General features: G+C 62.8%; 8 protein-coding genes and 1 pseudogene. 8 read left to right on the plus strand and 1 reads right to left on the minus strand.

Features of this window, described 5'->3' with window-relative positions; all coding sequences use genetic code 11:
- Window positions 1–258: 258 nt before the first annotated feature.
- The 8 genes from SB822_RS12725 to SB822_RS12760 all read left to right on the plus strand — a co-directional run bounded on the left by SB822_RS12725 (window position 259) and on the right by SB822_RS12760 (window position 10,794).
- Window positions 259–3,501, plus strand: coding sequence for an efflux RND transporter permease subunit (locus SB822_RS12725; protein WP_410854829.1), 3,243 nt, complete (start codon window positions 259–261; stop codon window positions 3,499–3,501).
- A 1-nt stretch (window position 3,502) separates the two neighbouring features.
- Window positions 3,503–4,741, plus strand: a complete 1,239-nt coding sequence (locus SB822_RS12730) for an efflux RND transporter periplasmic adaptor subunit (RefSeq protein ID WP_079492789.1) — start codon at window positions 3,503–3,505, stop codon at window positions 4,739–4,741.
- Window positions 4,738–6,249, plus strand: coding sequence for an efflux transporter outer membrane subunit (locus SB822_RS12735; RefSeq protein WP_410854830.1), 1,512 nt, complete (start codon window positions 4,738–4,740; stop codon window positions 6,247–6,249). The genes SB822_RS12730 and SB822_RS12735 overlap by 4 nt, the downstream gene beginning before the upstream one ends.
- 77 nt (window positions 6,250–6,326) lie before the next feature.
- Window positions 6,327–7,013: a heavy metal response regulator transcription factor gene (locus SB822_RS12740; protein ID WP_007576885.1), complete on the plus strand. Its 687-nt coding sequence runs from the start codon at window positions 6,327–6,329 to the stop codon at window positions 7,011–7,013.
- Entirely contained in the window at window positions 7,010–8,473 is a 1,464-nt protein-coding gene (locus SB822_RS12745; protein ID WP_410854831.1) for a heavy metal sensor histidine kinase, read from the plus strand. The genes SB822_RS12740 and SB822_RS12745 overlap by 4 nt, the downstream gene beginning before the upstream one ends.
- 133 nt (window positions 8,474–8,606) lie before the next feature.
- Window positions 8,607–8,792: a hypothetical protein gene (locus SB822_RS12750; RefSeq protein ID WP_410854832.1), complete on the plus strand. Its 186-nt coding sequence runs from the start codon at window positions 8,607–8,609 to the stop codon at window positions 8,790–8,792.
- A 179-nt stretch (window positions 8,793–8,971) separates the two neighbouring features.
- The gene (locus SB822_RS12755; RefSeq protein ID WP_410854833.1) at window positions 8,972–9,478 is read left to right on the plus strand and encodes a DUF3280 domain-containing protein; all 507 of its coding nucleotides are present in this window, start codon (window positions 8,972–8,974) and stop codon (window positions 9,476–9,478) included.
- A 167-nt stretch (window positions 9,479–9,645) separates the two neighbouring features.
- Entirely contained in the window at window positions 9,646–10,794 is a 1,149-nt protein-coding gene (locus tag SB822_RS12760; RefSeq protein WP_410854834.1) for a cytochrome D1 domain-containing protein, read from the plus strand.
- Window positions 10,795–10,858: 64 nt separating this feature from the next.
- On the opposite strand, the pseudogene SB822_RS12765 reads toward SB822_RS12760, so the two are convergent.
- Window positions 10,859–13,201, minus strand: a pseudogene (locus tag SB822_RS12765) (TonB-dependent receptor).
- Between the last annotated feature and the right edge of the window lie 328 nt (window positions 13,202–13,529).

Below are 13,529 nucleotides of genomic sequence, written 5' to 3' on the forward strand. Positions count from 1 at the left end.
AGTATAGCGGTCCCGATTACATGCGATGCCTGCAAGACACGTGCCGCAAAAACGCCCACGCCGAAACAGACGGTAATACGTGCATGCACGACAAATAGCATTCAAAGCCGAAAATGGCAAAACTGCCATTTTGGCGTCATCAGTTCGTTGGGCCTCGCGCACTAGCATTTACACCTGGTTGCCGCGGACGCGCAGCAAGACACTGACGCCGCTGCCTCACGTCACACTTGCGCGCTTCTTTCGGATACCAACACCTGTATGTGGATCGTCAATCTCGCATTGAAGCGGCCGTACACGTTCATCGTGATGGCCATATTGATCGTGCTGGCGACGCCATTCGTGCTGTTCACGACGCCCGTCGATGTGCTGCCGGAAATCAACATTCCCGTCGTCAGCATCATCTGGAACTACACGGGCCTGTCCGCCCAGGATGTGGCGAACCGCATCACGTCCGTCAATGAACGCAGCCTGACGACGACCGTCAACGACATCGAGCACATCGAATCGCAATCGCTCGCAGGCATCGCGATCATCAAGCTGTTTCTGCAACCGAACGCGAACATCCAGACAGCCATCGCGCAAACCGTCGCCGTCGAGCAGGCGCAACTGAAACAGATGCCGCCCGGCGCGACGCCGCCGCTCGTCATCAGCTATTCGGCGTCGAGCATTCCCGTGATTCAGCTGGGCCTGTCGAGCCCGCGTCTGTCCGAGCAGGATCTGAACGACACGGCGCTCAACTTCCTGCGTCCGCAACTGGTGACGATTCCGGGCGCAGCCGTGCCGTATCCGTATGGCGGCAAGAGCCGTCTGATTTCCGTCGATCTCGACACGCGCGCGCTGCTTGCCAAGGGACTGACGCCGCTCGACGTCGTCAACGCCGTCAACGCGCAAAACCTGATTCTGCCGACAGGCACCGCGAAAATTGGACCGAAGGAATACACGGTCAACATGAACGGCTCGCCGACCACCATCGCGGGTCTGAACGACATTCCCGTGCGCACGGTCAACGGCGCGACGACCTATCTGCGCGAAGTGGCGCATGTGCGCGACGGCTTTTCTCCGCAGACGAACATCGTGCGCGAAAACGGCCGGCGCGGCGTGCTGATTTCGATTCTGAAGACGGGCAGCGCGTCGACGCTCTCGATCGTCAACACGCTGCGCGGGCTCTTGCCGAGCGCAGAGGCCGCGCTGCCGCCCGATCTCAAGGTCACGCCGCTATTCGATCAATCGGTGTTCGTGAAAGCCGCCATTCAAGGCGTGGTTCGCGAAGCCTTGATCGCCGCCGCGCTGACGGCCGCGATGATCCTGCTGTTTCTCGGCAACTGGCGCAGCACCTGCATCATCGCCATTTCGATTCCGCTGTCCATTCTGACGTCGCTGATCGCGCTGCATGCGCTCGGCCAGACTATCAACATCATGACGCTAGGCGGCCTCGCGCTCGCGGTGGGGATCCTGGTCGACGATGCAACCGTCACCATCGAGAACATCGAGCGGCATTTGCACATGGGCACGAATCTGCACGACGCGATTCTCGACGGCGCGGGCGAGATTGCCATTCCCGCGCTCGTGTCGACGCTGTGCATCTGTATCGTGTTCGTGCCGATGTTCTTTCTGACGGGTGTCGCGCGCTATCTGTTCGTGCCGCTCGCGGAAGCCGTGGTGTTCGCGATGCTCGCGTCGTACGTGCTGTCGCGAACCCTGGTGCCGACGCTCGCGATGCTGCTGATGGGTCACGCGCACAAGCGCGACGCGAATGCACGGCCCGATCTGTTCATGCGTATGTATCACCGTTTCGACCGCGGCTTCGAGACGATGCGGGCCGCGTACATTGTGGTGCTCAGCAGCCTGCTGGTGCGGCGTCGGATGTTCGGCACGTTGTTTCTTGGCTTCTGTGTGGTGTCCTTGGGCCTCACATTCGTGTTGGGCGAAGACTTTTTCCCACGCGTCGACGCCGGCGAGATACGCCTGCATATGCGCGCGCCGACAGGCACGCGGATCGAAGAAACGGCCCGGCTCGCCGATCAGGTCGAGAAGGTGGTGCGCGAGGTGATTCCGCCCGACGAACTCGGGACTGTGCTCGACAACCTCGGTTTGCCCTATAGCGGCATCAATCTCTCATACAGCAACGCCGGAACGATCGGCACGCTCGACGGCGACATCCTGCTTGCGCTCAACGAAGACCACAAGCCGAGCCTCGGCTATGTCGACCGTTTGCGCGCGATATTGCCGCAGCGTTTTCCGGGCACCGAGTTTTTCTTTCAACCAGCCGATATCGTCACGCAGATCCTCAACTTCGGCTTGCCCGCCGCTGTCGATGTGCAGATCGTCGGCGCGAATCAGGAAGGCAATCTGGACATCGCGCGCAAACTGCTCAAGCAGATCCGCACGATTCCAGGCGCCGTCGATGCGCACATCCAGCAGAAGCTCGACGAGCCGGTCATCAATCTGCAGATGGACCGCACGCGTTTGCAGCAACTGAATCTCAACGCGAACAATGTTGCGCAGAACGTGTTGATCTCGCTGTCGGGCAGTACGCAGACGTCGCCGGGATTCTGGTTCAATCCGCGCAACGGCGTCGAATACAACCTCGCCGTGCAGACGCCGCAATATCAGATCTCGTCGGTGGATCAACTGTTGCGCACGCCCGTATCGGCATCGTCGACCGGGCCGACGCAATTGCTCGGTAATCTCGTGCAGGTCTCGCCGCAGACCCAGTTCGCGATGGTCACGCATTACAACATCCGCCCCGTGATCGATGTGTTCGTGAGCGTCGAGGGGAGCGATCTCGGCAGCGTCGACAAGCAGGTCGAAAAGATCGTCGATCAGGCACGCGCGACGCTGCCTCGCGGCAGCCAGATCGCGATACGTGGTCAGGTCCAGACCATGCGCACGTCGTACTTCGGCCTCGGCATCGGCGTGGCGATGGCGATCGTGCTCGTCTATCTGCTGATCGTCGTGAACTTCCAGTCGTGGATCGATCCGCTGATCATCGTCAGCGCATTGCCGGCCGCGCTGGCGGGCATCGTGTGGATGCTGTTCCTGACGGGCACGCATCTGAGCGTACCCGCGCTGACGGGCGCAATCATGACGATGGGCGTCGCGACCGCGAACAGTATTCTGATGGTCTCGTTCGCGCGTCAACGCCTGACGGCGGGAGCGCCGCCGCTCACGGCCGCGCTCGAAGCGGGCGCGAGCCGGATCAGGCCGGTGTTGATGACTGCGTTCGCGATGATCATCGGCATGATCCCGATGGCGCTCGGGCTCGGCGAAGGCGCCGAGCAGAATGCGCCGCTCGGGCGTGCGGTGATCGGCGGCCTGCTGTTCGCGACGGTATCGACGCTTTTCTTCGTGCCCTTGCTGTTCGCGGGCATTCACAGCCGGCTCGTGCATCGCAAGGCAATACGCGAGCGGGGCGAGCACGGCGAGCAACAGCACGGTGACGCTCATGGACGACATGGCCGAGACGACGAGCACGGAAACAGCCCGAACACGGACGATTGAGATGACTGAAAAAACGCATTCTTCGCTAGCGATCCCCGCACGGGAGACCCAGGACGGGCACGCGCTGCCGCCGCGCCATCGTGAATGGCGGCGCGCGAAGATCGCGGTCGTGATCGTGCTGATTCTGCTGGCGATCGGCGCGTTGCGCACCGTCGTGGCGAACATCATGCAAAGCCGCTCGGTCGCGCAAACCACGCAGCAAAACGCGAAGCAATACGTCGATGTGGTGACGCCGAAGCAGACGGATGGCAGCGCGGGCGTCACGGTCCTGCCGGGAACATTGCGCGGCTACGTCGAGTCGCCTATCTTCGCGCGCGCAACGGGTTATCTGCTGCACTGGTATGCCGATATCGGCGCACGCGTGCAAGAAGGGCAGTTGCTCGCCGAACTCGATACGCCTGAGATCGATCAGGAACTCGCGCAAGCCGTTGCGCAGCGCGACCAGATCCAGTCGAGCCTCGGCCTCGCAAAGAGCTCGTACGAGCGCTGGCAGCAACTGCGTCAGCGCGACGCCGTCTCGCAACAGGAACTCGACGAGCGGCAAAGCACCTACTCGCAGGATGTCGCCAATCTCGCCGCCGCCGAGGCCAACGTGAAGCGGCTGCGCCAGCTCGAAAGCTTCAAGCGCATCGTGGCGCCGTTCGCGGGCGTGGTCACGCAACGCAATGTCGATGTCGGCGATCTGATCGACGCGGGCAGCGGCACGAGCCGCGCGCTCTTCGCGCTCGCGCAGTCGGACCCGCTGCGCGTCTTCGTGCAATTGCCGCAGGCCTACGCGCAGAACATCAAGGTTGGCGAGGATGTTGTCGTCACGCAGGCGGAGCTGCCGGGCCAGCAGTTCCATGGACGCATCACGCACATTTCCGGCGCGATCGACGTGCCCACACGTTCATTGCAGGTCGAAGTGACACTGCGCAATCCCGACGGCAAGCTGAGGCCGGGCGCCTACGTGCAGGTCGCGCTGCCTTCGGGCACACGCGCGCAGTTGTCGATCCCGGGCAACGCGTTGCTGTTCCGCGCGGAAGGGCCGCGCGTTGCCGTGGTCGATAACGATGGCGTCGTGCATCTGCACAAGATAACGATTGCGCAGGATCTCGGGCAGACGCTCGAAATCGAAAGCGGCGTCGAGCCGAGCGACCGCGTGATCATCAACCCGAGCGATTCGATCGAGGACGGCGATCATGTCGTAGTGACGCGTCCGCAATCGCAGCCGCAGGCGAAGAACAAGGCGGCGTCGTGAATACCCTTATCCTTGCCGCGCGAACGAGTACGCTGGCCCTTGCGGCCACGCTGTGCGCGTGTACAGTCGGCCCCGACTACAAGGCGCCGATGACGGACGCGCCGCCCACGTGGCGTACGGATTCCTACTGGCGTCTTGCGCAGCCCTCGCATGCGCCGCTCGCGCCGGATTGGTGGAAGGCGTTCGGCGACGCGACGCTCGATACGCTCGAAACGCAGGCGCTTGCGGAAAACCAGACGCTCGCCGCCGCCAGCGCGCATTACGCGCAGGCGCGCGCCACGCTCGCCAATACGCGCGCGCAACTGATTCCCGAAGTTGATCTGTCGGCCTCGGCGGCACGCCAGCGCATTTCGAAGAACCGGCCCGCCACGAGCTTCACGGTGCCGAACCAGTCGATGGTGCAAAACGACTTGCAGATCGGCCCGACGATCAACTACGACGTCGATCTGTTCGGCCGCATCCGCCGTGAAGTGGAGGGCGCGCGGGCGTCGGCGGAACAGTCGCGCGACGACCTCGCGAATGCGCGGCTCGTGCTCACCACCGATCTCGCCACCGACTATTTCTCACTGCGCGAGCTCGATGCGGAAATCGACGTATTGAACCGCTCGGTGCAGTTACAACAGAAAGCGCTCGACTACGTGACGACCGAGCACGATCTCGGCTCCGTTTCCGGACTCGACGTGTTGCAGCAGAAGTCGCTGCTCGATCAGACGCGCGTTCAGGCGCAGCTTCTCGTCACACAGCGCGAGGCGTTCGCGCATGCGATCGCCGCGCTCGTCGCGGTGCCCGCGCCGCAGTTTTCGATCGAGCCGAAAGTGGTCGAGTATTCCGTGCCTGCGATCCCGCTTGGCCTGCCGAGCGATGTACTGCAGCGCCGCCCGGATATTGCATCGGCGGAACGCGCGATGGCGGCGGCGAATGCGCAGATCGGCGTCGCGAAGGCAGCATTCTTTCCGAGCCTGACGCTGACGCCGGGCATCGGCTGGCAAAGCACGGACCTCGCGAGCCTGTTTAGCGCGCCGAGCCTGGTGTGGACACTAGGCACAGCGGTGAGCCAGGTCGTGTTCGACGGTGGGCGGCGCGCGGCCAATGTCGATTTCGCTAGCGAGGGCTACAAGGCTGCGCAGGCCAATTACCGCCAGACTGTGCTGACGGCGTTCCAGCAGGTGCAGGACGGCATCACGGGGCTTTCCGTTCTGGATAGCGCCGCGTCCCAGTCGCGCGATGCCGTGGCCGATGCGCAGCGGCTGCTGTCGCTCGCTAACGACCGCTATTCGGGCGGACTCGTCGCCTATCTGGATGTGATCACCGCGCAGCAATCATTGCTGACGAGCCAGCGTACGGACGTGCAGATTCACGGCCAGCAGATGACGACATCCGTCGCGCTCGTGAAGGCGCTCGGCGGTGGTTGGGACGTGCAACAAACGGATGCGCAGCGCATGCCGGGCGATGCGGCAAAAGATGCATCGAATGATGCAGGTGCATCGAGTCCGCACGCGCCGAACTGAAAACAGACTGTAAAGGACGGGCTGAACACTTTGAAAAGCCTACTTATAATGAAGAGGACAATACAAAAGGAGCGCCCATGAAGCTGCTCATCGTGGAGGATGAATTCAAGGTCGTCGATTATCTGCGCCGTGGCCTGACGGAGCAGGGCTGGGTTGTCGACGTCGCGCTGGACGGCGAAGAGGGCCTGCATCTCGCGTCCGAGTTCGACTACGACATCATCGTGCTCGACGTGATGCTGCCCAAGCGTGACGGGCTCAGCGTGCTCAAGGCGCTGCGCATGCGCAAGTCCACGCCCGTCATCATGCTGACCGCTCGCGATCACGTGAACGACCGCGTACGCGGCCTGCGCGAAGGCGCGGACGACTATCTGACCAAGCCCTTTTCGTTTCTCGAGCTGGTCGAGCGGCTGCACGCACTCGCACGGCGCACGCGCGTGCAGGAATCGACGCTGATCTGCGTCGGCGACCTGTATGTCGATCTGATCGGCAGGCGCGCGACACGCAGCGGCGTGCGGCTCGATCTGACTGCGAAAGAGTTCCAGTTGCTCAGTGTGCTCGCGCGCCGGCAGGGGGATATCCTGTCGAAGGCGATCATCACGGAACTCGTCTGGGACGTGAACTTCGACAGCCACACGAACGTCGTCGAGACGGCGATCAAGCGGCTGCGCGCGAAGCTCGACGGCCCGTTCCAGACCAAGCTGCTGCACACCATGCGCGGCATGGGCTACGTGCTCGAAGTCCGCGAGGAAGCGGAGGCATCATGACGCGCTCGACCCGTTCCATCGCACGACGTCTCGCGCTGCTGTTCGCGCTCGTCGCGCTGTCTGTTTTTACGCTGGTGGACACGGGGCTGTTTCTCGTGCTGCGCTCGCAACTGGAGCAGCGCCTGCGCGATTCGCTCGATAGCCGCACGGAAGTCGCGCGGATCATCGTGCATCACGCGATCAACCGCGACAAGTGGCGCATCGCGCAAGAGAAGCTCGCGGACATGACGCCGCGCGACGGCACGAGTGCCTATTCGATTTCGAGCACGAATCCGCTGTTCAATTACGGCCACGCTGTGACGGGCACGATTGCGCAGCAATGGCGCGGCGACTATGCGCGCGTCACGAACAACGGCACCGACCATGACTTGCTGACGCGCACGCTGACCATTCCGCCGAATGGCGAGCGTCCTCAGGTGCAGTTGCAGGTGGCGACCAGTTACGCGCCGACCGAGCAGGCATTGCGCGAGTTCGGCCTTGCGTTGGCGGCATTGTCGGCGCTCGGCGCGCTTGGCGCGTCGCTACTGAGCTACTGGGTCACGCGCATCGGCCTCGCGCCCTTGCGCAGATTGACCGTCGACGCATCCGAAGTGAGCGCCGATAACCGCTCGCAGCGGCTGCGCACCACCGAGCTTCCATTCGAGCTGAACGATCTCGCGCATTCGTTCAACGGTGCGCTGGAGCGGCTCGATCAGGCGTACGTGCGCCTCGAGTCGTTCAATGCCGACGTCGCGCACGAGTTGCGCACGCCTGTGACGATCCTGATTGGGCAGACGCAGGTGGCGTTGACGCGCAACCGTTCGGTCGACGACCTGCGCCGTACGCTGCAATCGAATCTCGAAGAGTTCGAGCGGATGCGCGGCATCATCAACGACATGCTGTTTCTGGCGCGCGCCGATCAGGGCGAGCGGGCGACGGAACTGGTCGAAGTGTCGCTTGCAACGGAAATTGCGCGCACCATCGAGTTCCTCGAAATGCCGATGGAAGAAGCGCAGGTGCAGGCGAAATTGCACGGCGATGCGGTGGCGCGCGTCAATCGTTCGCTGTTCGGCCGGGCTTTCGCGAACCTGCTGATCAACGCAATCCACCATACGACGCCCGGCGCGATGATCCGGGTGACGGTGTCGCGCGAAGCGGGCCGCGTGTGGATCGCCGTGGCGAATCCCGGCGAGCCGATCATGCGGGACGTGCTCGATCACGCGTTCGACCGCTTCTATCGCGCGGAACAGTCGCGCACGAACAGCCGCGAGAATCACGGCTTGGGGCTGGCGATCGTCAAGGCGGTCGCCGACATGCACGGCGGCGTGGTGTTCGCGCGCAGCCAGGACGGCGTGAACACGTTCGGGTTCTCGATCATGAGCGCCGATACGGCGCGTTCGCCGAAAACGGAGCCGTCCGCGAAGGATGCGCAGCAGCTTGCGTCACGGCCTGTGGTGTCGGCACCGCTCAAATCGCCGTGAGGCTGTTGGTAAGGTTAGGCGTCGAAACAGGTAAATTGATCCGCTTCATGGCCTCTGTTCAGGGGAATGACGGTCAAATTGACTGGGTACGCTGGTGTTGTCGCTATAGAGCGTATCCGGCAAGGAGAACGAGGTGGATCTGATCGAAATGGCTAAGAAGTCCGGCATGCAGGTGTTGCCGGACGCGCAGATCGGCAGTCAGATGTATCACAGCGTCTGCGGGCCACTTTCAGCGTTGCAGCGATTTGCGGATGAGGTTGGTAAGGCGCTGGCTGCGGAAGCGGCGGCGCAGACTGCCGATTCGGTTTCCGAGACCTGACCTGCCGCAAGCGCGCTGCAGCGTTCAGGCGCGTTATCTGCTTCACGATCGCCACGAGGGCGGGCGCGTCGGTGTGCCCGCTCCGTGTGGTTATCGATCGTGGAGGGCTTATCGCGTTGACCGCCTGCCGTTCCAACGCTGACATGTGTGGACTGCGGCGCGCTCGCGCGCTGTGTCGTGTGCTCGTCGCTGCCGCCGCACTGTGTACCGTTTCGGTGACAGTCGCCGCCGCGCCGGCCGCCATCGCGCTGCTTGACTGCGTCGTGATCGACGACAACGCGGCGTACAACGATGCCTCCGTCACCCAGTCGCAACAGGCGCGCGCCGCGATGGCAAGCACCGAGTTGCGCGCGCGCATCGACCAGCGCGGCCTGTACAAAGTCGCGGACAATCGTCCCGCTGCGGCGCTGATCGACGGCTTCACGAAGACCCAGGACCTGAGCGCCTGCAACGGCTGCGAGCTGGAAATCGGCCGAAAGCTCGGCGTGCAACGCGTCGGCGTGTGCTGGGTGCAGAAAATCAGCAACCTGATCCTCAACATCAACCTGCGCATCGAAGACACGGCGAACGGACAGGTCGTGTTCCAGCGTTCCGTCGATATCCGCGGCAATACGGACCAATCGTGGCGTCGCGGCGTCGACGCACTCGTCGGCCTGCTCGCGTCGGAACCGGACGCCGCGCATTGAGCCGCGCGCTCCTATCGATTTCGGGAAAAACTCCCGGCCTTCCATGCTGTCATCCCGACGCGCGATGCGCTAACTTGAGCGTGGGTGAATCTGCCCTTGCGGCACAACGAATATGGCTCGCGCGATCCGACGCGGGCCCGTCGAACAACACTCCGCAGGAGACATCGATGCAGTGCACGACCAGACATACACGCATGGCGGTATCCGTTGCGCTCGCCGTGCTGCTTGGCGCGGGTATCGGCCAGGCATCGGCAGCGGCCGTCGCGTACGTGACGAGCGAGACGAACGGCGTCGGCGTGATCGACCTCGACCAGATGACGCTGAAGAAGACCATCGCGCTCGGCAAGGACGGCCCGCGCGGGCTGAGCCTGACGGCGGACGGCAGCAAGCTGCTGGTGGCGAACAAGACGGGAGACCTGTCGGTCATCGATACGTCGACGGACAAGGTGATCACGCGCGTGAAGATCGGCAAGAACCCGGAGTTCGTGCGCGTGCATCGCGGGTTTGCGTATGTGACGTACGAGCCTGGCGAGAGCGGACCGCCGCCGCAGGCGCTGGCGGCGAATCAGGGCGCTCAGGGTGCTCAGGGCGCAGGCAAACCGGAAGGCAAGCCCGAAACGGAGGCGGGCGGCGCGCCGGGGAAGGGAGGCGGCCACGACGACGATGACGACGCGAACGGCCCGCCCGCCGAAGTGGCGATCGTCGATCTGAAGACGATGAAGGTGGTGCGCTCGGTAAAGAGCGGACACGAGACAGAGGGCGTCGAGTTTTCGCCGGATGGGCGCGAGCTGCTCGTCACCAACGAAGGCGACGATACGGTGTCGGTGTATCGCACCGGCACGGGCAAGCTCGTGCGCACGGTGAAGATGGACAAGGGCTCGCGGCCGCGCGGCATCAAGGCGTCGCCGGACCACAAGCAGTATGTGGTGACGCTGGAGAACACCAACAAGTTCGTCGTGCTCGACGCGGCGACGTTGAAGACACTGAAGACGGTCGATACGAAGACGGGTCCGTACGGCGTCGCCTTCGATCCCGAGGGCAAGCATCTGCTCATCGCCGCCGCGCGCGACAAGACCTTGCAGGTGTTCGATGCAAAGACGTACGAGCACGTGGCCGACGCGCCTGTCGGGCAGCGCTGCTGGCATTTCAGCTTCACGCCGGATGGGTCGAAATTGCTGATGGCGTGCGGGCGCTCGAATGCCGTGTTCGTGCTCGATGCAAAGACCTATCAGACGGTCGGGCAGATTGGCGATTTGCCGCTGGCGTGGGGTATCGTGACGTCGCCGCCGAGTCAGGGGTCGATTGAGTCGCGGTGAACGCTATTGTCTGCGACGGTCCAACAAGAACAGGGAAGCCGTCGCAGACCTATGAAATTGCAACTCACTTCCACGCATACCTCAACCCAACCCACACCCCACGCGGCGCGCCGATCCCAAGAAACTGCTCATTGGTGACGCCGCCCGGATCGAACGTATGGTTCGGTCCATTGAAGAAGTTCTCGCCGAGAATCGCAAAATTCGCATAGTGCTTGTTCAGCAGATTCTTGACGGTCGCAAATACCTGAAGCTGCTTCGTCACGTTGTACGTGGTGTCGAGATCGATCAGGAAATAACCGGCAACCGTGCCATTCACATCCTGATTGTTCTCGTCGCCGCGCGCGAAAATGCTGCCGCGATACGTGAGGCTGGTGCCGATATTCCACGCCGCGAACGGCGTGTAGTCGACGCGCAGCTTCACCGTATTTTGCGGGATGCCGGGGATGTGGTCGCCGGGCTTCACCGTGATGTTGCCGTTCGCGTCCGCGCTCGAATTGCTCGCGCTGCTCTCGGTCCACGTCGACTGATAAGTCGCGTCGATATAGCTATAGCTCGCGCTCACGCCAACCGGGCCGTACTTCGTGCGGCCCGCGACTTCGAAGCCTTGCCGGCGCGTCTTGCCGACGTTCTGAAAGAACCCGAGCGAACTCGCCGCGCCATTGCTGCTGATGAACTGGATATCGTCGTCGAGCGTCGTGCGATACAGCGCGGCGCTCCACGTCGTGTTGCTGCCGATGCGCCCGCGCGCGCCGATTTCGAACGTCTTCGAAATGACGGGCTGCAGCGACGGGTCTGCAATGAAATCGTTCGGCAGCGAGCAGGGCGCATCCGGGTCCGCGCACGCCAGTTCGATCGATGTCGGCGAGCGCATGCCCTCGTTGTACGTGAAGTACGCGGTGAGCGTATCGGTCGGATTGTAAGTGATGCCGACAGCAGGATTGAAGCGCGAAAACACATGACGTCCATCGAGCAGCGGCTGCACGCCGCTCTCGTCGCCGATCGTCGTGCGGGACCAGTTGTAGCGGCCCGCAAACGTCAACGCCCATTGTTCGGTGAACGAGAACGTGTCGGTGAAATAGACGCCGTAGGTTTCATTGCGCGTCTTCGCATCCGTCGTCGATACGAACGGACCGGTGCCGATCGTCGCGCGTGTGTCGGTGAACGTTGCGTCTTGCGTTGCCTGCGTGAAGTGCGTGTTCGCAAGATCGGCGGCGACACCGAGCGTCAGTTCATTGCGCTTGCCGAACAGGTTCTGCAACAGCGCCAGTTGCAGACTCCCGCCATAGCTTTGGGTGAATACCGTCGACTGCACGTTGGTGGCAGGCGGTGCATCGTCGGGGTCATCGGGATCGAAGTCGTCGTTCACGTTGCTGCTGACGTTCTTGTTGCGATAGTGGCGATAGTAGAGCGTGCCGCTCAACTGCACATTGGGCGTAAAATAGTGCTCGCCCGCAATCGTCAGATAGCCGACCGTGTTGTTGTTCTGATCGGGAAACGTATACGCTTGCTTGCGGTTGTCGAGAAACGAGCGCGGAATCGTCTGTGAGCCGTCGAGTGTGTTGTCCGCGCCGCCACCGGAGATCGACAGCGTCGTGTCGGCATCGTGATAGCGCAGCTTGCCGAAAGCCTGCCGCAAGCGGCTGCCGTTGTGATCGGCCCAGCCATCGTCGTTGGTGGCGTTCGCGGTGAAGTAGTAGTCGAGGTTGCTGCCGATCACGCCGCCTTACTGGATCTGCGCGCTCTTGCGTCCAAACGATCCGCCGCTGATCTCCGCTTCGCCCCCGGGCGAATTACTGCCGTTCTTCGTCGTGATCGCGATTGCGCCGCCGAGCGTGTTGAGGCCGAAGGTCGGATTGGAGCCGGGAATCAGCTGGATCGTATCGATCGCGGCCTGCGGGATCAGATCCCAGTTGACGACGTCGCCGAACGGCTCGTTGATGCGCACGCCGTCCATGAACACGGATAGTCCCTGCGGCGTGCCGAGCAACGGCGAAGCCGTGAACCCACGATAGTTGATGTCCATCTGCGACGGGTTGCCCTGTGCGTCGTTGATGTCGACGCTCGTCAGATTGGTCGCGAAGTAGTCGGTGAGCGTGTTCGGATGCTGCTGGTCAATCTCGCGGCCGCGGATAGTCTGCACGTTGGCGGGCACCAGTTCGATCGCGGTGCCGATGCCGATTAGCGGCGTGGTGCCGATCACGAGAATCGACGGCATCTCGGCTTCCTGTGTCGTATTCTGCGCGGTCTGCTGCACGTCGGCGGGCGGTGTATCGGCGGGCGGCGGCGCGGCCTCCTGCGACCAGGCTGCCGCGCACAGACTGGCCAGCGCGCTGCTGAACATCAGTTGGAAAGCGCGCTTGCGAGGATGCAGACGGGCGCGTCGTGATTTGCGCCGTGAGGGTTTCATCGTTGTCGTCTCCAGCAGTTTGTTTTAGCCTTGTTTCGATGGCGCTTTCGCGAGCCGCGCATGCCTGTCTCTGTGTCGATTCGCCGTTGATTGAAGCGTCGCATATCAAAGGCGCGTCATGCCCGGGAAGCTTTCCCGATTCTTTCGGGAGGCCTTCCTAAACCTGCAAAAAGCAACACGAAATGCACCCGTTCGGTGAGTAGAATGAGTGACCGCTTCCATCGATACGCTCATGCCCGAAGCTCTCTCCTCAGCCAGACCGGCAGACCCCAGGCCGGACCAGCGGCAAGCAGCAGACAGTCGCGCGGATGCATCGGGCGCTGCGGAG

It is taken from the genome of Paraburkholderia sp. SIMBA_054 (genome assembly GCF_046534875.1).
Taxonomy (GTDB): domain Bacteria; phylum Pseudomonadota; class Gammaproteobacteria; order Burkholderiales; family Burkholderiaceae; genus Paraburkholderia; species Paraburkholderia hospita.

Bases quoted from the DNA above. Each gene is read 5' to 3' on its own strand.
- SB822_RS12740 (WP_007576885.1), top strand. From the start codon at position 6,327: ATGAAGCTGCTCATCGTGGAGGATGAATTCAAGGTCGTCGATTATCTG.
- SB822_RS12730 (WP_079492789.1), top strand. From the start codon at position 3,503: ATGACTGAAAAAACGCATTCTTCGCTAGCGATCCCCGCACGGGAGACC.
- SB822_RS12745 (WP_410854831.1), top strand. From the start codon at position 7,010: ATGACGCGCTCGACCCGTTCCATCGCACGACGTCTCGCGCTGCTGTTC.
- SB822_RS12725 (WP_410854829.1), top strand. From the start codon at position 259: ATGTGGATCGTCAATCTCGCATTGAAGCGGCCGTACACGTTCATCGTG.
- SB822_RS12760 (WP_410854834.1), top strand. From the start codon at position 9,646: ATGCAGTGCACGACCAGACATACACGCATGGCGGTATCCGTTGCGCTC.